This is a genomic window from Pseudonocardia nematodicida (assembly GCF_040105385.1).
GTDB classification, from domain to species: domain Bacteria; phylum Actinomycetota; class Actinomycetes; order Mycobacteriales; family Pseudonocardiaceae; genus Pseudonocardia; species Pseudonocardia nematodicida.
Genome location: NZ_JBEDNQ010000002.1, coordinates 373,421 through 392,399 on the forward strand (window position 1 = coordinate 373,421; position 18,979 = coordinate 392,399).

Annotated in this window: 15 protein-coding genes; 7 read left to right on the forward strand and 8 right to left on the reverse strand. The window is 75.2% G+C overall.

All coding sequences use genetic code 11. The features are described 5' to 3' along the window. Nucleotides 1–105: 105 nt before the first annotated feature. Genes WIS52_RS06025 through WIS52_RS06040 form a run of 4 tightly spaced genes read right to left on the reverse strand, consistent with a single transcriptional unit; the run spans nucleotide 106 to nucleotide 4,476 of the window. On the reverse strand, nucleotides 106–945 hold the full coding sequence (locus WIS52_RS06025) for an ABC transporter ATP-binding protein (protein WP_349297110.1): 840 nt from the start codon (nucleotides 943–945) through the stop codon (nucleotides 106–108). After that, nucleotides 942–2,030 carry an iron ABC transporter permease gene (locus WIS52_RS06030; protein ID WP_349297111.1) on the reverse strand — a complete coding sequence of 363 codons (1,089 nt, stop codon included), beginning with the start codon at nucleotides 2,028–2,030 and terminating at the stop codon, nucleotides 942–944. Before WIS52_RS06030 ends, WIS52_RS06025 begins: the two co-directional genes overlap by 4 nt. Nucleotides 2,031–2,062: 32 nt before the next feature. After that, a complete protein-coding gene (locus WIS52_RS06035; RefSeq protein ID WP_349297112.1) occupies nucleotides 2,063–3,253 on the reverse strand; it encodes an ABC transporter substrate-binding protein in 1,191 nt (396 codons plus the stop codon). Between the two features lie 23 nt (nucleotides 3,254–3,276). Then, a complete protein-coding gene (locus WIS52_RS06040) occupies nucleotides 3,277–4,476 on the reverse strand; it encodes a cysteine desulfurase-like protein (protein ID WP_349297113.1) in 1,200 nt (399 codons plus the stop codon). Between the two features lie 295 nt (nucleotides 4,477–4,771). Here WIS52_RS06040 and WIS52_RS06045 point away from each other — a divergent pair, with 295 nt between their 5' ends. Beyond that, entirely contained in the window at nucleotides 4,772–6,079 is a 1,308-nt protein-coding gene (locus tag WIS52_RS06045; protein WP_349297114.1) for a L,D-transpeptidase, read from the forward strand. On the opposite strand, the gene WIS52_RS06050 is transcribed toward WIS52_RS06045, so the two are convergent. From WIS52_RS06050 to WIS52_RS06060, 3 genes are all read right to left on the reverse strand, one after another. Beyond that, a complete protein-coding gene (locus WIS52_RS06050) occupies nucleotides 6,019–7,608 on the reverse strand; it encodes an acyl--CoA ligase family protein (protein ID WP_349297372.1) in 1,590 nt (529 codons plus the stop codon). The two genes, WIS52_RS06045 and WIS52_RS06050, sit on opposite strands and share 61 nt — an antisense overlap. 192 nt (nucleotides 7,609–7,800) lie before the next feature. After that, nucleotides 7,801–8,295, reverse strand: coding sequence for a MarR family winged helix-turn-helix transcriptional regulator (locus WIS52_RS06055; protein ID WP_349297115.1), 495 nt, complete (start codon nucleotides 8,293–8,295; stop codon nucleotides 7,801–7,803). Nucleotides 8,296–8,340: 45 nt separating this feature from the next. Next, nucleotides 8,341–9,123 carry an enoyl-CoA hydratase-related protein gene (locus tag WIS52_RS06060; RefSeq protein WP_349297116.1) on the reverse strand — a complete coding sequence of 261 codons (783 nt, stop codon included), beginning with the start codon at nucleotides 9,121–9,123 and terminating at the stop codon, nucleotides 8,341–8,343. Between the two features lie 51 nt (nucleotides 9,124–9,174). Here WIS52_RS06060 and WIS52_RS06065 point away from each other — a divergent pair, with 51 nt between their 5' ends. The 3 genes from WIS52_RS06065 (at nucleotide 9,175) to WIS52_RS06075 (ending at nucleotide 12,543) form a co-directional block, all read left to right on the forward strand. Continuing rightward, on the forward strand, nucleotides 9,175–10,302 hold the full coding sequence (locus WIS52_RS06065) for an MBL fold metallo-hydrolase (protein ID WP_349297117.1): 1,128 nt from the start codon (nucleotides 9,175–9,177) through the stop codon (nucleotides 10,300–10,302). Between the two features lie 263 nt (nucleotides 10,303–10,565). Further along, entirely contained in the window at nucleotides 10,566–10,910 is a 345-nt protein-coding gene (locus WIS52_RS06070; protein ID WP_349297118.1) for a histone-like nucleoid-structuring protein Lsr2, read from the forward strand. 97 nt (nucleotides 10,911–11,007) lie between these two features. Then, nucleotides 11,008–12,543: an acyl-CoA synthetase gene (locus tag WIS52_RS06075; protein ID WP_349297373.1), complete on the forward strand. Its 1,536-nt coding sequence runs from the start codon at nucleotides 11,008–11,010 to the stop codon at nucleotides 12,541–12,543. Here the strand turns inward: WIS52_RS06075 and WIS52_RS06080 are convergent. Next, entirely contained in the window at nucleotides 12,534–13,778 is a 1,245-nt protein-coding gene (locus WIS52_RS06080; RefSeq protein ID WP_349297119.1) for an MFS transporter, read from the reverse strand. The genes WIS52_RS06075 and WIS52_RS06080 overlap by 10 nt on opposite strands. A gap of 85 nt (nucleotides 13,779–13,863) precedes the next feature. Here WIS52_RS06080 and WIS52_RS06085 point away from each other — a divergent pair, with 85 nt between their 5' ends. The 3 genes from WIS52_RS06085 to WIS52_RS06095 are packed head-to-tail and all read left to right on the forward strand — an operon-like array spanning nucleotide 13,864 to nucleotide 18,935. After that, complete coding sequence (locus WIS52_RS06085) at nucleotides 13,864–15,291, forward strand: pyridoxal phosphate-dependent decarboxylase family protein (protein WP_349297120.1); 1,428 nt, start codon at nucleotides 13,864–13,866, stop codon at nucleotides 15,289–15,291. Nucleotides 15,292–15,324: 33 nt separating this feature from the next. Further along, a complete protein-coding gene (locus WIS52_RS06090; RefSeq protein ID WP_349297121.1) occupies nucleotides 15,325–17,109 on the forward strand; it encodes an ABC transporter ATP-binding protein in 1,785 nt (594 codons plus the stop codon). Beyond that, complete coding sequence (locus WIS52_RS06095) at nucleotides 17,106–18,935, forward strand: ABC transporter ATP-binding protein (protein ID WP_349297122.1); 1,830 nt, start codon at nucleotides 17,106–17,108, stop codon at nucleotides 18,933–18,935. Before WIS52_RS06090 ends, WIS52_RS06095 begins: the two co-directional genes overlap by 4 nt. The last annotated feature ends 44 nt before the right edge of the window (nucleotides 18,936–18,979 follow it).

Consider the following 18,979-nt stretch of genomic DNA (forward strand, 5'->3'; position numbering starts at 1 on the left):
CCGTACTCCCGCGCGGTGCCGCACGGGCTCTGTCCGCCCCGCACGTGCGGACCCTGCACGGCGCCGGGGTGCTGGGTCCGGAAGGGCTGGGGCAGCCGGCCGGGGTCAGGAGGTCGGGCGGAGGTCGAAGGTGCCCTGGGCCGGGTCGAAGACCAGCTCGTCGGAGTCGAAGGCGGCACCGATCGCACCGGACGCGGACAGCGCGGCGGGGGTACCGGAGCAGCAGCCGCCGGCCCCGTCGAGCAGCCAGACCGCGTCGGCCAGCCGCAGGGCCAGCTCCAGGTCGTGGGTGGACAGCAGCACGCACAGGTCCTGCTCGCGGGCCAGCCGGCGCAGCAGCCCGAGCAGCGCCACCCGGGCGGCGACGTCGAGGAACGCACTCGGCTCGTCGAGCAGCAGGAGCGACGGCTGCTGGGCCAGCGCCCGGGCGACCATCATCCGCTGCCGCTCGCCGTCGGAGAGCCGGCCGAGCGGGCGCCCGGCCAGCGGCCCCGCCCGGACCGCGCCGATGGCGTCGTCGACGGCGGTGTGGTCGCCCTCCCCGAGCACGCCGGCCGCGCCGGTGTGCGGCAACCGCCCCAGCTCGACGACGTCGCGTCCGGTCAGCAGCCCCGGGTCGGGCCGGTCGGTGAGCACCACCCCGACGCGCCGGGCGCGGGCGGTCCCGCGCAGCGACAGCAGGTCGTCGCCGTCGAGCAGCGCGGTCCCGCCGAGTGCGGGCTGCAGGCCGGCCAGGGTGCGCAGCAGGGTCGACTTGCCGGCGCCGTTCGGGCCGAGCAGCACGGTCAGCTCACCCCGCCCCGCGACGGCGTCCACCCCGGGCAGGACGGCGACGCCGCTCCCCCGCCCGAACGCCCGCTCGGAGCGGTGCCCGACGGTGAGCCCGGCGAGCACCAGCCCGCGCCCCGCCACGGCGGCCGGACCGGGCGTCCCCGCCCCGCTCACCACGCCCGTCCGCCGATCCGCCGCGACCGCAGCAGCACCGCGATCACCACCGGCGCGCCGACCAGCGAGGTCACCACGTTCAGCGGGATCACCGTGCCGACCCCGGGCGGGTGCGCGGCGACCGCGCACGCCAGCCCGACCACCGCACCGGTCAGCACCGTGGCGGGGACGAGGATCCGGTGCCGCGAGGTCCCGACGGCCAGCCGGGCCAGGTGCGGCACCGCGATCCCGAGGAACCCGATCGGCCCGCAGAACGCGGTCACGGTCCCGGCCAGCACGGCCGCGACGACGAGCACGACCAGCCGCACCCGGGCGACGTCGACGCCGGCGGTACGGGCGTAGTCGTCGCCGAGCAGCAGCCCGTCGAGCGGCTTGGTCAGCAGCACGACCCCGAGCAGGCCCACACCGATCAGGGTCGCGAGCACCGGCAGCTCCCCGCGGGCCACGCCGCTGACGCTGCCCAGCCCCCAGACCAGGAACTGCTGGGCGGTCTCCGGGTCGGTCCAGACCAGCAGCAGGCTGACCACCGACGTGATCATCGAGCCGAGCATGACGCCGATGACCAGCAACGCCGTCACCGAGCGGGCGAACCGGGACAGCAGCAGCACCAGGCCGAGCACCAGAACGGCACCGACCGCCGCCGCGGCGACGGTCGCGAGCCGCCCGCCCGGCACCGGCGCCGAACCCAGACCGCCGGAGACGAACACCGCCGTGCCCGCGGCGCCGAGGGTCGTCACCAGGGCGACCCCGAGCCCGGCGCCGGCGCTGACGCCCAGCACGTAGGGCTCGGCGAGCGGGTTGCGGAACAGCGTCTGGGTCAGCAGGCCCGCCGCACCCAGCCCGGCACCGATCAGCGCCGCCGTCACCGCGCGCGGCACCCGCAGCTCGGTGACCAGCAGGTCCAGCCGGGGGTCCGGGGTGCCGATCCCGAGCAGCGCCGAGACGGTCCGGTCGAGCGGGATCAGCACCGAGCCGGTGGAGACCGCCAGCGCGAACAGCACCACCACCCCGGCCGCGAGCACGCCCAGAACCAGCGGCGCCCGGGCACCGGACCGCTGTGCCGAGCGGCCGGCACCGTCGTCCACGGTGGACGACGGGAGCACGGACCGCGCACCCGTCATCCGGTGGGGACCTGCCGGTAGTAGACGAACTCGTGCCCGGGCAGCTGCTCGGGGTGCAGGATCGCGACGAGGTCGGCGAGGATCTCGTCGGGGCGCAGGACACCGCGCTCGTAGATCTGGTTGCCGCCGGTCGGGCCCAGGAACGCGTCCCGGGTCCAGACCTGCCCGCCGGACCCGGCGGCGGTCAGCGAGGTCAGCCGCGGGTCCACCGCGGCGATGTCGGAGGTGGAGTCGAACGGGCCGTCGGCCAGCCAGATCCCGGCGTCGCCGTCGGAGGCCAGCACGCTCTCCAGGGTCTGCGCCGACGTCCCGGTGGCCCGGATCCCGAGCCCGGACCAGGTCGCGCCGGCGTCGCGGAACAGGACACCCGCGGTCGAGTCGGCGCCCGCGACGTTCCAGCTGCCCTGGTACGGCTGGCCGGCGACGATCGGGGTCGGCTCCGTGCCGCGGACCCGGCCGGCGAGCTCGGTGTAGCGCTGGGAGATCCCGTCGAACGCGGCCGCGGCCTCGTCGTCGCGACCGGTCAGCGCGCCCATCACCTTGATCCACTCGGCCTGGCCGAGCGGCCCGGTCTCGAGGTAGTCCGCCCAGCCGACGACCGGGATGCCGGCCGTGTCCAGCGCGGGGAACGCGGCGTCGTCGGTCCCGCCGGACAGCAGCACCGGCGGCGCGGCCGCGACGACCTGCTCGGCGTCGATCGTGCCGTTCGGCGCGAACTCGGTGGCCGCGCCGGACTCGACGTGCGCGCGCACGTCCTCGCCGCTGATGTAGTCCAGGGTGCCGACGCCGGTGAGCCGGTCCAGCACGCCCAGCTCGGTGAGCATCGGCAGCTGGGTGGTCGAGGCGGCGTGGATCCCGTCGACGGGGGTGTGCACGACCGGGGCGTCGGACAGCCCGGCGGGCAGGTTCGGGACCTCCTCCCCGCAGCCGACCAGGACGATCGACTGCAGCGGGCCGGCCGGGTACGGCTGCCGGACGGTCAGCACCCGGTAGCCGTCGCCACCGGCGATCTCGACGTTGCTCGCGTGCTCGAACGGGACGCCCGACGTCGGCGCCGGATCCCCGCCGGCCACGCATCCGGAGGCCCCGTCCGATGACGACGAGGGTGGGGCGGTGGCCGGGGCCGCGCATCCGGCGACGAGGAACAGGAGCAGCAACGCGGCCGTCAGCCGGCGAAGGCGAATCACCTGAACAGTCTCACATATGTGGATCACGCGCCGACGAAGGCCGAGAGCCCGTCGAGGAGGCGTTCGACGTCGCCGTCGTCGGTGTAGCAGGCGAGCCCGATCCGCAGCCCGCCGGTGTCGCCGAGCCCGAGGCGCCGGGAGCACTCCAGCGCATAGAACGACGACGCCGGCGCCGCGATCCGCCGCTCGGCCAGGAACCGGTAGGCCTCGGCCGGATCGCGGTCGTCGAAGGTGACCAGGAGCGTCGGGGTGCGCGACGCCGCGCGGGAGCGGACCGTCACCCCGGGCAGCGCCGTGAGGTGCTTCTCGATGCGCTCCCGCATCGGCTCCTCGTGCGCGGCGACCGCCGCCAGGGAGGCGCGGAGCCGGGCCCGCCGGTCCCCCGGCGCTCCCTGGTCGAGACCGGCGAGGAAGTCGACGGCGGCGGTGGTCCCGGCGAGCAGCTCGTAGGGCAGCGTGCCCAGCTCGAACCGCTCCGGGACGGCGTCGGACGACGGCAGCAGCTTGGCCGGCCGCAGCGTCTCCAGCAGCGCGGGGTCGGCGGCGAGGACCCCGCAGTGCGGGCCGAGGAACTTGTACGGCGAGCAGGCGTAGAAGTCCGCCCCGAGCGCGGCGACGTCGACGGGCTCGTGCGCGGTCAGGTGCACCCCGTCCACCATCAGCAGCGCACCGGCGTCGTGCGCGGCGCCGGCGATCGCCGCGACGTCGGGGCGGGTCCCGACCAGGTTGGACGCGCCGGTCACCGCGACCAGCCGGGTCCGGTCCGACAGCAGCGGCGTCACGTCCTCGAGCTCGGTGCTGTCCGGGTCGAAGTCCAGCCACCGCACCGTCACCCCGGCCGCCTCGGCGGCGATCACCCAGGGGCGGATGTTCGCGTCGTGGTCCAGCCGGGTCACGACGACCTCGTCCCCCGGCTCCCAGGTCGCGGCCAGGGTCCGGGCCAGGTCGAAGGTCAGCGCGGTCATGCTCCGTCCGAACACGACACCCCGCGGGTCCGCGCCGAGCAGGTCGGCCATCGCCGCGCGGGCACCGCGGGTGATCGCGTCGGCCGCCCGCTCCCCGCTGGTGACGGTGCCGCGGTTGGCCAGCGGCGAGGTCATGGCCCCGGCGACCGCCCCGGCGACGGCGTCCGGGGTCTGCGACCCGCCCGGCCCGTCGAAGTGCGCGATGCCCGCCCGCAGCGCCGGGAACCGGCTCCGGATCGCGGCGACGTCGTAGGTCATGGGTGCTCCTCTCCCGTCGGAGGAGAGCCTCGCATCCGGCGCCCCCGCACCGACCGGCGACACCGTGCGCGGTGGCCTCGCGCGGCCGCCCGGCCACCGCGCCGTCCGGTGACCCCTCGCGGTCCGGTGACGCCATGATCACCGGTGACACCCTGTCGCAGACGGGTCCCCCGCATCGCTCCCGGCCGCTGCGCTCGTCCGGTGACACCGTCGTCGCCGGTCACCCACCGTGCAGTAATGCAACGGTGATCTGCGATGGCGTCCGTGTGGGTGACCAATGCGCCACACTGTCCCCATGAGCAGGTCCTGGGGGGACTCGCGCGGCCGGCACACGCCGGACCGCCGCCGGCGACCGGTGCGCCGGCGCACCCTGGCGACCCTCCTCACCGGACTCGCCGTCCTCGCGGTGCTGATCGCGAGCGGCAGCATGGCGGTCGCGGACGGCCGCATCGGCGAGTCGATCGCCCGTGGCATCAGCAGCGCGGTCGACGGGTTCGGCCCCGGCCCCCGCGCCGCACCCGCGGTCCCGGTGACCCGGTCGACGACGCCGCGTCCCGGCCCGCCGGTCGCGCCCCGCGGCCCGGCGCAGGTGTTCGTCACCGACGGCACCCTGGAGGGCGTCGCGCTCACCGGCGACGGCGTCGACGGCGAGGGCGGGCCGGTCCCGGGCGGCCTCTCCCCCGACGGCCGCACCTGGACCGCGACCGCCCCGCTGGACTACGCCACCACCTACCGCTGGTCCGGAACCTGGGTGATCGGCGACGAACCCCGCCCGCTGCCCGAGGACGCCTTCACCACCGTCGACCCGGCGACGACGATCACCGGCACCATGAACATCCGCGACGGTGGCACGGTCGGCGTCGCCGCCCCGGTCGTCCTGAGCTTCCCGGCGTCGCTGTCCGACGAGGCCAAGGCCACCGTCGAGGAGGAACTGACCGTCGAGACGTCGGCCCCGGTCGAGGGCGGCTGGGCGTGGCTGCCGGACACCGCGGAGGGCTCGCGGGTGCACTACCGGCCGCGGGAGTACTGGCCGAGCGGCACCGAGGTGACGGTGCGCGGGACGCTGCGCGGGCTCGACCTGGGCGAGGCCGGCTGGGTCACCGACGACGTCGACCGCACCTTCTCGATCGGCCCGACCCGCATCACCCGCGCCGACACGCAGAGCCACGGGATCACCGTCATCGAGGACGGGAAGGAGATCGCCCGCTACGACGCCTCCTACGGCCTGGAGTCCGACCCGCGGCGGGTGACCCGCTCGGGCGTCCACGTGGTGATGGCGAAGTCCGAGACGGTGTACATGTCCAACCCGGACTACGGCTACGTCAACGAGCGCCACCACTGGGCCGTGCGGATCTCCAACAACGGCGAGTTCATCCACGCGAACCCGGGGTCGACCTACGCGCAGGGCAACAGCAACGTCAGCCACGGCTGCATCAACCTGTCCACCCGGGACGCGCAGGAGTACTTCGGCCTGGTCGAGTTCGGCGACCCGGTCGAGGTGGTCGGCAGCTCGCAGCCGCTGACCGAACGGGACGGCGACTTCTACGACTGGACGATCCCGTGGGAGGACTGGCTGTCGATGTCCGCGCTGGCCCGTCCCTGATCCTGAGTCGCGCGCTCCCGCAGCACGTACTTCTGGACCTTGCCGGTCGAGGTCTTCGGCAGCTCGCCGAACTCGACCCGCTTCGGCGCCTTGAACCGGGCGAGCCGTCCCCGGACGTGCTCGACGATCTCCTCCGCGGTCACGGTCGCGCCCTCGTGCAGGGTGACGTAGGCGGCCGGGACCTCGCCCCAGCGCTCGTCCGGCACCGCGATCACCGCGACCTCGAGCACGGCGGGGTGGTCGGCGATCGCCTGCTCGACCTCCACGCTGGCGATGTTCTCCCCGCCAGAGATGATCACGTCCTTGGCCCGGTCGCGGAGCTCGACGTAGCCGTCCGGGTGCATGACGCCGATGTCCCCGGTCCGGAACCAGCCGTCCGGCGCGGCGTCCCGGGTGGCCTGGTCGTCGCGCAGGTAGCCGAGCATGACGTTGTTGCCGCGCAGCGCGATCTGCCCGGTCGTCTCGCCGTCGGCGGGGGCGTCGGTGCCGTCGTCGGTGATCACCCTCGCGGCGCAGGAGATCATGTTCGCGACGCCCTGACGGGCCTTCATCCGGGCCTGGGCATCGGAGTCGAGGTCGTTCCACTCGGACTGCCAGTCGCAGATCATCGCCGGGCCGAAGGTCTCGGTGAGGCCGTAGAGGTGGGTGACCTCGAAGCCGAGCTCGGCCATCCGGCGCAGGATCGCCGGGCTCGGCGGCGCTCCGCCGGTCGCGACCCGCACGGTCGTCTCCACCGGCCCGGCCTCCGGCGCGTGCGCGATCATCGACAGCACCGTCGGTGCGCCGTTGAGGTGGGTGACGCCGTGGTCGCGGACGAGCTCCCAGATCCGGGCCGGCTCGACGCGGGGCAGGCACACGTGCGTCCCGGCGGCCGCGGTCACCGCCCACGGGAAGCACCAGCCGTTGCAGTGGAACATGGGCAGGGTCCACAGGTGCACCGACGACGGCGACAGCCCGGTGTGCCCGGCCATCGCCAGCGCCTGCAGGTAGGCGCCGCGGTGGTGGTACATGACGCCCTTGGGGTTCCCGGTCGTCCCGGACGTGTAGTTGATCGACAGCAGCGCGCGCTCGTCGTCCGGGGTGATGGCGGTCGGCTCGCCCCAGGTGATCAACCGCTCGTAGTCGGCGCCGACCCGGACGGCCTGCGGCGGCTCGGCCATCCGCCCGAGCGCGTCGGCGACGAGGTCGTCGAACACCGGGTCGTGCACCAGCACCGAGGCCCGGCTGTGCTCCAGGATCCAGGCGACCTCACCGGCCGCGAGGCGGGTGTTCACCGCGACCAGCGGGGCCCCGGACCACGGCACCGCGAACGTCGCCTCCAGCCCGACGTGGGTGTTCGGTACCAGGACGGCGACCGGGCGCCCGCTGTGCAGCGCGGCCAGCCCACCGGCGAGCCGGCGGCAGCGATCCCGCAGCTCCGCGTAGGTGAGGCGCAGGTCGCCGTCGACGACGGCGGTGCGGGTGCCGTGCGCGGCCGCGGCCCGGTCCAGGAACGACGTCGGCGAGAGCGGTTCGTACGACAGCGCCATCAGGTCCGCCGGGACCCCCGCCGGATGGTCCGGCGCGGCGGCAGCGGACGTGTGGGCGGTGACAGCACTGTCGGTCATGCCCCCAGCCTCGCCGTCCGGCGCGGGCCGTGCAACGACACCGTCTTCGCACCCCTCGACCACGCTTCGCACCCGTAGCTACGGGTGCGAAGCGCTGCCAGGGGGTGCGAAGGCTCAGCGAGCGTCGGCGGGGTCGGCGGGGTCGGCCGCGGCGACGTCGGCGCGGTAGTCGGCGACGAGTGCGTTCATCGCGGCCAGGAACCGCGACGCCGCGTCGAGCTCGGCGTCGTCGAACTCCGCCAGGAGCACGTCCATCCGGCTGCCCAGCGGGCCGAAGAAGGCGCCGCCGATCCCGGCCGCGTTCTCGGCCTGCCGCAGCGTGACCCGTCGCCGGTCGGTGGACTCGCGGCTGCGCCGCACGTGCCCGGCACGCTCCAGCCGGTCGATCAGCGCCGTCGTCGCACCGGTGGACAGCCCCAGCCGCGCACCCAGCACGCCCGGGGTGAGCGGTGCGCCGGCGGCGTCGGCGCGCATGACCGCGAGCAGCGCGTGCCAGTCGGTCGGGTGCAGCCGGTGCCGCCCGGCGAACGCCTGCCCGAGCAGGTCGGCCTCGCCGGCGTAGTCCTGCAGCAGCCCGACGAGCTCCTCGCGTCGCGTCGGGCCCGGCATACCGGCGAGCCTAGTCACCGTCCCCCGTCCGGCCGTAGGAACGGCCTATCGTCCGGTCCAGCGCGGCGCCCGCTTCTCCAGGAACGCGGCGATCCCCTCGGCCTTGTCCTCGGAACGGTCGATCGCGGCCGAGGCGATCTCGGTCGCCGCCCAGCCCCGCTCGTCGGGCTCGGACACGACCCGCTCGAGCGCCCGCAGCGACACCGACACCGCCAGCGGCGAGTTCTCGCACACCTGCCCGGCCAGCTGCAGCGCGGCCGCCTCCGCACGGCCCGGCTCCACCAGCTCGTTCACCAGGCCCAGCGCGTAGGCCCGGTCCGCCTCCAGCGGGCGCCCGGTGACCAGCATCTGCTTGGCCACGTTGAGCGGGAGCGGCCGCGGCGTCCGGAACAGCGCGCCGCAGTTCGCGACCAGGCCGCGGGCGACCTCGGGCAGGCCGAAGCGGGCGTCGCGGGAGGCGACGACCAGGTCGCAGGCGAGCACCATCTCGAACCCGCCGCCGTAGGCGACGCCCTCCACGGCGGCGATCAGCGGCCGCCGCCGGTCGCGGCGGACGACGCCGTAGTTCCCGCCGCGCGGGGTCGGGCCTCCGGAGCCGGCGGCGAGATCGGTCCCGGCGCTGAACGCCGTCGCGTCACCGGCCAGCACGCCGCACCGGAGATCGGGGTCGTCGTCGAGCAGGTTGAGCGCGTCGTCGAGTGCGCGGGTCATCGCGGCGTCCACGGCGTTGCGCTTGTCGGGGCGTGTCATCCGCACGACGAGCACGTGGCCGTGCCGCTCGGTCTCCACACGCGGTTGACCCGCGCGATGTTCATTGAGCTGGGTCACGTTCGGCAGCCTAGGTGGGAGCGGGGATCCGACGTTCGTAGTCTGGAGATCGTGCCCCGACACACCACGCGCACGGCGGCCACCGCCGCCCTGATCTCCCCGCTGATCGCCCTCGCCGGACTCGGCCTGCACGTGCGGCGCAACATGGGCGCTTCCGCCGCGGAGCTGCGCCGGATCGCCGAGGGCTCGCCGAACGCCGTCGACGGGCACTTCGCCAACACCGAGCCGGGACTGCCCCGCGCGAAGGCCTCGATCCGGATGATCGTCAACATGCTGCGCAGCCGTACGACGACGGGACTGCCGCCGGGGCCGATCCCACTGGAGGCCCCACGGGTGCCGGTCGTGCCCGGTCCGCTCGCGGTGACCTGGCTGGGCCACGCCGGCGTCCTGCTGGAGATCGACGGCCACCGGGTGCTCGTCGACCCGGTCTGGTCCCGCTACGCGACGCCGGTCCCCGGCATCGGGCCGCGCCGGATGCACCCGCCGGTGGGGCCGCTGTCCGCGCTCGGTGAGCCGCACGTGGTGCTGATCAGCCACGACCACTACGACCACCTCGACCGGCCGACGGTCACCCGGCTGGCCCGCGACACCGCGGCGGTGTTCGTCGGGCCGCTGGGCGTCGGCGCGCACCTGCGGTCGTGGGGGGTGCCCGCGCACCGGGTCGTCGAGCGGGACTGGGACGGCGAGGTGCAGGTCGCCGGCCTGACGCTGACCTGCCTGGAGACCCGGCACTTCTCCGGCCGCGGGCTGCGGCGCAACACCACGCTCTGGGCGGCCTGGAAGGTGGCCGGCGCGGAGCACAGCGTCTACCTGGGCGGCGACGCCGGGCCCACCCGGGCGCACGCCGCGACCGGCGAACGGCACGGCCCGTTCGACCTGACCGTGCTCCCGATCGGCGCCTACGCCGACCTGTGGCCGGACATCCACGCCGACCCGGAGCAGGCGGTCGCCGCGCACCTCGAGCTGCGGGGCCGGATCATGCTGCCCATCCACTGGGCGACGTTCAACCTCGGCTTCCACCCGTGGGACGAGCCCGCCGAGCGGGCGCGGAAGGCGGCGGCCGCCCGGGACGTGCAGCTCATGCTGCCCCGGCCGGGGCAGCGGGTGGATCTGTCCGGCGCCCCGGATGCGATCCGCGCCACGATCCCGACCGATCCGTGGTGGCCCGTTCCCCGCTGAATCCACCGCGGTACTGCATCTCGGAGTGGATTCCGGCTTCGACCGTACGTCGTATCGCGCAGTTCGTCATGTCACGACTTCGCTCATATTCGGGGTAGGGGTTCGACACGGGACAACGGCATCCCTTACTGTTCGCTTCGGAAAACGGTTCGCCGCCCGTTCCGGTTCGTTCCCCCGATGTGGACCCGTCCGGGCCGCCGGCGGAACGTGCGGACCGATTCACCGTCTCGGATGTCCGAGAATCCCCCGGAAGGAACCACGCCGTGGCACAGCAGACGACGATCACCCTGGTCGATGACCTGGATGGCTCGGAAGCCGACGAGCAGGTGGAGTTCGGCGTCGACGGCCGCACCTACGAGATCGACCTGTCGGCCGAGAATGCCGAGCGCCTGCGTGAATCCCTGGCGCCCTTCGTCGCCGCGGCCCGCCGCACCGGCGGGCGCCGGGCGGCCGCTTCGGCGCCGTCGAGTTCGTCGAACGGATCGAGTGCCTCGGAGCGTGCCGCGAACCGTGCGGTGCGTGAATGGGCGATCGCACAGGGCATGAAGATCTCAGAACGTGGACGTATCCCGTCGTCGGTTCTGGAGGCCTACCAGAACGCCCACTAGGCCGACGATCCGCACTACGGGGCGGATGGCAGGATCGGGGGCGGACGAGCCGCGCGGCATCGCGCGGCACTGCGCCACCGAACCCCGAGAGGCCCCGATGTACCCAGGCACGCACGCCGCCACCTCCCCCGACAAGCCCGCCGTCGTCATGGGCGGGTCGGGCGAGGTCCTCACCTACGGGGAGCTCGAGACGGGGTCGGTCCGGCTGGCGAACCACCTGCGGGACGCCGGGCTGGAGCGGGGCGACGTCGTCGCGCTCGTCTCGGACAACACCCCGCGGGTCTACGAGGTGTACTGGGCCGCGCAGCGGTCCGGGCTCTACATCACCGTCGTCAACCACCACCTGTCCGCGCCCGAGGCGGCCTACATCGTCCGGGACTGCGGGGCGAAGGCGCTGATCGTCTCGGCCGGGGTGGCGGGGCTGGCCGCGGCGATCGAGGACCACGTGGACGCCGGGGTCCGGCTCGCGTTCGGCGGCGAGATCCCGGGGGCGTCGAGCTACGCCGACTACGACACCGCGCTGGCCGACGCGTCCTCCGAGCCGCCGGCGGACCAGCCACGCGGTGCCGACATGCTCTACTCCTCCGGCATCACGGGTCGCCCGAAGGGCGTGCTGCCGACGCTGCCCGAGCGGCAGGTCGACGAGCCCGGTGACACCTACGTGGCGCTGTTCGGGCCGCGCTACGGATTCGGCACCGACACCGTCTACCTCAACCCCGCGCCGCTGTACCACGCCGCGCCGCTGCGGTTCACCGCCACGGTGCAGGCGCTCGGCGGCACCGTCGTGGTGATGGAGCGGTTCGACGCCGAGAAGGCGCTCGCGCTGATCGAGCGGCACGCGGTGACCCACTCGCAGTGGGTGCCGACGATGTTCGTGCGGATGCTCAAGCTGCCCGCCGACGTCCGCACCCGGTACGACGTGTCGTCGATGCGGGTCGCGATCCACGCGGCGGCGCCGTGCCCGGTCGAGGTCAAGCAGGCCATGATCGACTGGTGGGGCCCGGTGCTCTACGAGTACTACGCCGCCACCGAGGCGATCGGCATCACCTTCATCGGCCCGGACGAGTGGGCCGAGCGCCCCGGTTCGGTCGGCCGGGCGGGTCTGGGCGTCATCCGGATCTGCGACGACGAGGGCACCGAGCTCCCGACCGGCGAGGTCGGCACGGTCTACTTCGAACGCGAGACCCGCCCGTTCGAATACCACAACGACCCGGGCCAGACCCTGGCCGCGCAGCACCCCGAGCACGAGAACTGGACCACCACCGGTGACCTCGGCCGGGTCGACGCCGACGGCTACCTCTACCTGACCGACCGCCGGGCCTTCACGATCGTCTCGGGCGGGGTCAACGTGTACCCGCAGGAGGTCGAGAACGCCCTGGCCCTGCACCCGTCGGTCCTCGACGTGGCCGTGATCGGCGTGCCGGACGACGAGATGGGCGAGGCGGTCAAGGCGGTCGTGCAGACTCCGGAGGGCGTCGAGGCCGGGCCGGAGCTGGAGCGGGAGCTGATCGACTTCGTGCGGGAGCGGATCGCGCACTTCAAGGCGCCCTCGTCGGTGGACTTCACCGACTTCCTGCCCCGCACCCCCACCGGGAAGCTCGTCAAGCGGGAGCTGCGCGACCGCTACCTCTGATCCCGCCGGGTGTAGCGGGCGCGGCCCCAGGCGGCGCCGAGGGCCAGGGGCACCGAGACCACCAGGGCGGCGAGGAACAGCGAGGCGAACGCGTCGCGGTCGGCGAGCGGCGCACCCAGCGCGGTCCCGGCCGAGCTGCCGAGGAACAGCATGGTCGCGAACAGCGCGACGGCGGTCGCCCGGGCCTGCGGCACGACCTCGGTGGCCCAGGTCTGCAGGGTGGAGTGCAGGAACGCCCAGGTGCCGCCGAGGCACAGGCCGGTCAGCGCGATCGTCACCGGCTCGACCGTGACCAGCGGGAACACCCAGGCCAGGGTCAGGAACGCGCCGCCGATCCCGGCGAGCGCGGCCGGGGTCAGCCGGCCGACCAGGCGTCGCACCACCCGGGAGAACAGCACCGCACCGACGCCGTAGCCGCCCGCGACCAGCCCGGCGAGCGCGGCGGAGCTGCCACCGGCCTGCAGCGAGGGGGCGAGGTAGGTGAGCACGCCGAGCACGACCGCGCCCTCGACGAAGGCCAGCAGCAGGACCAGCAGGGCCCAGCGGTGACCGAACACGGCCCCGAGCGAGCGCAGCACGGTCCACCGGGCCGCCGCGTCCGGTGCGCCGTCGGGCCGCCCGCCCGCACCGGATCCGGACCCCGCCGCCACGCCCGGTTCGGGCAGCGCCCGCAGCGCGACGAACAGCACCGCGGCCGCCGCGGCCGTCGTCGCGAACACCACCCGCCAGCTCGCCAGGTCGGCCAGCGCGCCGGCACCGACGGTGGCCACCGCCGTCCCGACCGCGGTCGCGGCGAGCAGATCGGACAGCGGGCGCTGGCGGACCGCGGCCGGCCAGGTGTCGCCGACGTAGACCAGGGCCGCCGGGATCAGGGCCGCGGTGCAGGCACCGGTGAGCACCCGCGCCGCGATCAGCACCGGCAGCGTCGGCGCGAGCACCGACACCGCACCGCCGAGCACCGCCCCGATCAGGGCCAGCCGCATCGCCCGGACCCGGCCGATCCGGTCGGACGCCATCCCCCACACGATCTGCATCAGGCCGTAGGCCAGGAAGTAGCCGCCCGCGGTCGCGGCCGCCGCGGCGAGCGGGGCGCCGAAGGCGAGCGCGATCGGCACGAGCAGCGGCGCGATCGCGAACCGGTCGCAGGTGCTGATCAGGCTGGCCAGCTGCAGGAGACGGAGCCGGCGGGCTCCGTCGGGGATCTCGGCGTCACTGCCGGTACCGCTCGTACGCACCGCCGTACCCTTCCTCGCCGCGACGCAACGCGCCCGGCGAACGTGGCACCGGCCACACCACCGTCGGCGAGTAGCGTCACGCTCCGTGCCCGACCTCACCCCGGACGAGTTCCGCGCCCTCGGCCATCTCTTCGTCGACGCCGTCGCGGACGCCCGGGCCGGGATCGAGCGCCGCCCGGTCCGTGACGCCGTCGAGCCCGGCACCGTGCGGGCCCGGTTCGACCGGGAGGCCGCGGAGGCGCCGTCGCCGCTGGCCGCGTTCCCGTCGCTGGTGGAAACCGTCACCGGGGACGCCGAGACCCGCTGGCAGCACCCGGGTTTCCACGCGTTCTTCCCGGCGAACGCCTCGCTGACCTCGCTGCTGGGGGACCTGCTCTCCGGCTCGGCGGGCGTCCAGGGCATGTTGTGGTCCACCTCGCCGGCCTGCACCGAGGTGGAGCAGGCGGTCACCGACCAGCTCGCCCGCGCGCTGGGCCTGCCGGAGGCCTTCACCCACGACGGCGGGGGCGGCGGGTCCATCCAGGACTCGGCGTCGTCGGCGGCGCTGGTCGCGCTCACCGCCGCGCTGCACCGCGCGGCCCCGGACCCGGAGACCGGCTGGCGGGCGCGCGGGGTGACCGGGCGGGAGCGGGTCTACGTCTCCGCCGAGACGCACTCGTCGCTGGCGAAGGCGGTGCGTGTCGCCGGGCTGGGCGAGCGGGGGCTGCGCACGGTGCCCTGCGCGGCGGGGACCCGCGCGATGGACCCGGTGGCGCTGAGCGACGCGATGGCCGACGACGTCGCGGCCGGTCTGGTCCCGGTGCTCGTGTGCGCGACCGTCGGGACCACCTCGACCGGGGCGTCGGACCCGGTGACCGAGATCGTCGGGGCCGCTCGTCCGCACGGCAGCTGGGTGCACGTCGACGCCGCCTGGGCCGGGGTGGCCGCACTCTGCCCGGAGCACCGGTGGGTGATCGACGGGGTGGACGGCGCGGACTCGTTCTGCACCAACGCGCACAAGTGGCTGATGACCGCGTTCGACGCGTCGCTGTTCTGGGTCCGCGACGCCCGGGCGCTGCCCGCCGCGCTCTCGATCACGCCGACCTACCTGCGGGACGCCGCGTCGGACTCGGGGGCGGTCGTCGACTTCCGGGACTGGCAGATCTCGCTCGGCCGCCGGTTCCGGGCGCTGAAGCTCTGGTCGGTCCTGCACGGCCAGGGGTTGATCGGGCTGCGCGCGCACCTGCGCGGGCACGTCGCACTGGCGGCCGAGCTCGCCGAGCGGGTCCGCGCGCACGACGGGCTGGAGCTGGCCTGCGAGCCGGTGCTGTCGCTGGTCTGCCTGCGGGTCACCGGCGACGACGACGGGACCGCGACCACCGCGCTGCTGGAGCGGGTCAACGCCGACGGCCGGGTCTTGCTGTCCGGCACCGAGATCGACGGACGGCCGGTGGTCCGGGTCGCGTTCGGTGCGACCGGGACGACGGCGGAGCACCTGGACGTGCTCTGGGAGATCCTGACCCACCCGCGGTGATCTCCGGCGAGAAGGTAAGGGTAACCTGACCAGGTGACAGGGTCGGCTCCACACGAGTGCACCGGGACGGACGTCCTCCGAGGCTCGTTGCGGGCGTTCCGCGGCCGGATCGCCGCCGCGTCGGCGCTGTTCTGCAGCCACCAGGCCGGCGAGGCGCTGGTACCGCTGCTGGTCGGTGTGGTGATCGACCGCGCGGTCGACGGGGGTGACCCGGTCGCGCTGGCCGGGTGGCTCGCGGTGCTGGCCCTGGACTTCGTGGTGCTGTCCTACTCCTACCGGTTCGGCGCCCGGCAGGCCTGGCACGCCGAGGCATGGGCGGACGCGCGGCTGCGCCGGCTGGTCGCGGGCCGGCTGCTCGACCCGCGTGGCGGTGGCGAGCGGGGCCGGCTGCCCGGTGAGCTGACCGGCATCGCGGTGTCCGACACGAAACGGGTGTCCGAGCTCAACACCGCGCTGCCGTTCGCGCTGGCCGCGCTGTCGGCCGTCGCCGTCGCCGCGGTCGCGTTGCTGACCATCGACCTCTCCCTCGGGCTGCTGATCCTGCTGGGCACCCCGCCGCTGCTGTGGCTGGTGCAGCAGGTGGTGAAGCCCCTCGAACGGCGGTCCGGTCCGGAGCAGGAGCGCGCGGCCCGCGCCGCGGGCACCGCCGCCGACCTGGTGTCCGGGCTGCGGGTGCTGACCGGGATCGGCGCCCGGCCCGCCGCGGTGAACCGCTACCGCGCCTCCAGCCGCGACGCGCTCGGTGCGACCCTGCGCGCCACCCGCGCCGAGGCCGGGTTCCTCGGCTCCGTGCAGCTGGCGAACGGCCTGTTCCTGGCCGTGATCGCGCTGGTCGGCGGGCGGGCCGCGGCGAACGGGGACATCTCGGTCGGGCAGCTGGTCTCGGCCGTCGGGCTGGCCCAGTTCCTGGTCGGGCCGCTGCAGATGGTCGGGTTCGTCAGCGCCCGGCTCGCCCAGGGCCGGGCGTCCGCGGCCCGGATCGCGGCCGTGCTGTCCGAGCCGCCCGCGGTCGGCTCGGGAGGGACGCCGGACGCCGGGTCCCACACCGGCGTGCCGGGGGCCGCCTCCGGGAACGGCGACGCACCCGGCGGCCGGCTGCTGCGGGCACCCGCTGACGGGCCGGCCGTGCTGGCCGTGCGCGGGCTGCGGCTGAACGGGACGGGCCCGGACACCGGGCTGGACCTCGACGTCGCCCCGGGCCCGCCGGCCGCCGTCGTGTCCGCCGACCCGGAGGACGCAGCCACCCTGCTCGCCTGCCTGGCCCGGGAGACCGATCCGGACACCGGGACGATCACCCTCGACGGGGTGCACCTGCGGGACTGGCCCGCCGAGGTCGCCCGCGGCGCCGTGCTGGTCGCCGCACACGACGCGCACCTGTTCACCGGCTCGCTGACCGGCAACGTGCTGGCCGGCGCCGGGGAGGGCACGGACCCGGTTCCGGCGATGGCCGCGGCCGCCGCCGACCAGGTCGCCGCGACCCTGCCCGACGGCGCCGACACCGACGTCTCGGCCCGCGGGCGCTCGCTGTCCGGCGGCCAGCGCCAGCGGATCGCGCTCGCCCGCGCGCTGGCCGCGGACGCGCCGGTGCTCGTCCTGCACGACCCGACGACCGCGGTGGACGCGGTCACCGAGGCGCGGATCGCCGAGGGGCTCGCCGCGCACCGGGCCGGGCGCAGCACGCTGCTCGTGACGACCAGCCCGGCGCTGCTCGACCGGGCCGGCACGGTGGTGTTCCTGGCCGACGGCGCGGTGCGGGCCACCGGGACGCACGCCGAGCTCATGGCAGACCCGGCCTACCGCGCGGTGGTGACGTCGTGAGCCAGGTCCTGCTGCCCACCGCCTCCGTCGCGCGGATCCGGGCCGTGCTCGTCGAGCTGGGCCGGCCGCACCGCGGGACCGCGATCGTCGCACTGGCCGTGCTGGCGGGTGGGGCCGCGGTCAGCCTGCTGGCCGCGCCGCTGCTCGGGAACATCGTGGACCGGGTCGCCGAGAGCAGCGCAGGCGGAACGAGTATCGGCGCAGCGCGCCGGGGCGCGGATGCGGTGCTGCCGCCGGTGATCGCGCTCGCCGTCGTCGCCGTCGTGCAGGGGTTGCTGGCCGCGCTGGGTGTCGGGATGACCGCGCGATTCTGCGAGACGCTGCTCGCCGGGCTGCGGGAGCGGTTCGTCGACCGGGCGCTGCACCTGCCGCAGGCCCGGGTCGAGGCGGCCGGGGCCGGGGACCTCACCTCCCGGGTCACCGACGACGTCTCGGTGGTCGGCGACGCCGTGCGCGAGGCCGTCCCGGAGCTCGCCCGGGCCGTGTTGCTGGTGGCGCTGACCCTGGTCGGGCTGGCCGTGCTGGACTGGCGTTTCCTGCTCGCCGCGCTGCTCGCCGTGCCGATCCAGGTGTGGACGGCGCGCTCGTTCGTCGGGCGCTCCACCCCGCTCTACACCGCGCAGCGGGTCGCCGGTGGCGCCCAGCAGCAGCTGCTGCTCGACACCGCCGCCGGGCTGCCGACGGTGCGCGCGTTCCGGCTGCACGACACTCATGCGGCGGGCATCGCCGAGCGCGCCGCCGAGGTCGCACGCCTGGTCGTCGCGGTGGTGCGGATGCACACCCGGCTGTTCGCCCGGCTGAACCTGGCCGAGTTCGTCGGCCTGGCCGCGGTGCTGGTCACCGGGTACTGGCTGGTCACCACCGGTGGCACGACGGTCGGGACGGCCAGTGCGGCGGCGCTCTACTTCGTCAACCTGTTCACCCCGATCAACATCGTGCTGTTCCAGCTCGACGCGGCGCAGACCGCGCTCGCCGGGCTGCGGCGGATCGTCGGCGTCGCGGACCTGGACCGCGAACCCGGCCCCGAGTCGCCCACGACGCCGGCCGACGCCCGGGTACGGGTCCGTGCCGTCACGCACCACTACGTCGACGGGCACCCCGTGCTGTCCGATGTGGACCTCGACGTCGCGCCCGGCGAGCGGGTCGCGCTGGTCGGGGCCAGCGGTGCGGGCAAGACCACGCTGGCCGGGATCGTCGCGGGCGTGCACTCCCCCGTCGCCGGGTCGGTCGAGATCGGCGGCGCACGCCTCGACGACCTCGGCCCCGAGGGGCGCCGGGGGGCCGTCGCGCTGGTGACCCAGGAGTCGCACGTGTTCGCCGGCACGCTCGCCGAGGACCTGCGGCTGGCCCGCCCGGACGCCGGCGAGGACGCACTGCTCGACGCGCTCGACCGGGTCGGCGCCGGCACCTGGGCGCGCGCGCTGCCGGACGGGCTGGACACCGTCGTCGGCGACGGCGGGCACCGGCTCCCGGTCGTCGCCGCCCAGCAGCTCGCGCTCGCCCGGGTCGTCCTGGCCGACCCGCGGGTGCTGGTGCTCGACGAGGCCACCGCCGAGGCCGGCAGCGCCGGCGCCCGCGCGCTGGAGGACTCCGCCGAGGCCACGCTCGCCGGGCGGACCGGGCTGGTCGTCGCGCACCGGCTGACCCAGGCCGCCGCCGCCGACCGGATCGTCGTCCTCGACGCCGGCCGGGTGGTCGAGCAGGGCCCGCACGACGAGCTGGTCGTCGCCGGCGGCCGGTACGCGCGACTGTGGGCCGCCTGGTCCGGCGCCCGGGCCTCACCCGGCGCCCCCACCGCGGATCCGGCCGACCCGCACCGAACCTGACCGCCGTCGCGCGGTCGCACCCCACCGAAATTCCCCGAGAGGAA

Coding starts and splice junctions, on each gene's coding strand:
- WIS52_RS06050 (WP_349297372.1), bottom strand. CDS start 7,608: ATGGCGCTGTCGTACGAACCGCTCTCGCCGACGTCGTTCCTGGACCGG.
- WIS52_RS06045 (WP_349297114.1), top strand. CDS start 4,772: ATGAGCAGGTCCTGGGGGGACTCGCGCGGCCGGCACACGCCGGACCGC.
- WIS52_RS06055 (WP_349297115.1), bottom strand. CDS start 8,295: ATGCCGGGCCCGACGCGACGCGAGGAGCTCGTCGGGCTGCTGCAGGAC.
- WIS52_RS06075 (WP_349297373.1), top strand. CDS start 11,008: ATGTACCCAGGCACGCACGCCGCCACCTCCCCCGACAAGCCCGCCGTC.
- WIS52_RS06040 (WP_349297113.1), bottom strand. CDS start 4,476: ATGACCTACGACGTCGCCGCGATCCGGAGCCGGTTCCCGGCGCTGCGG.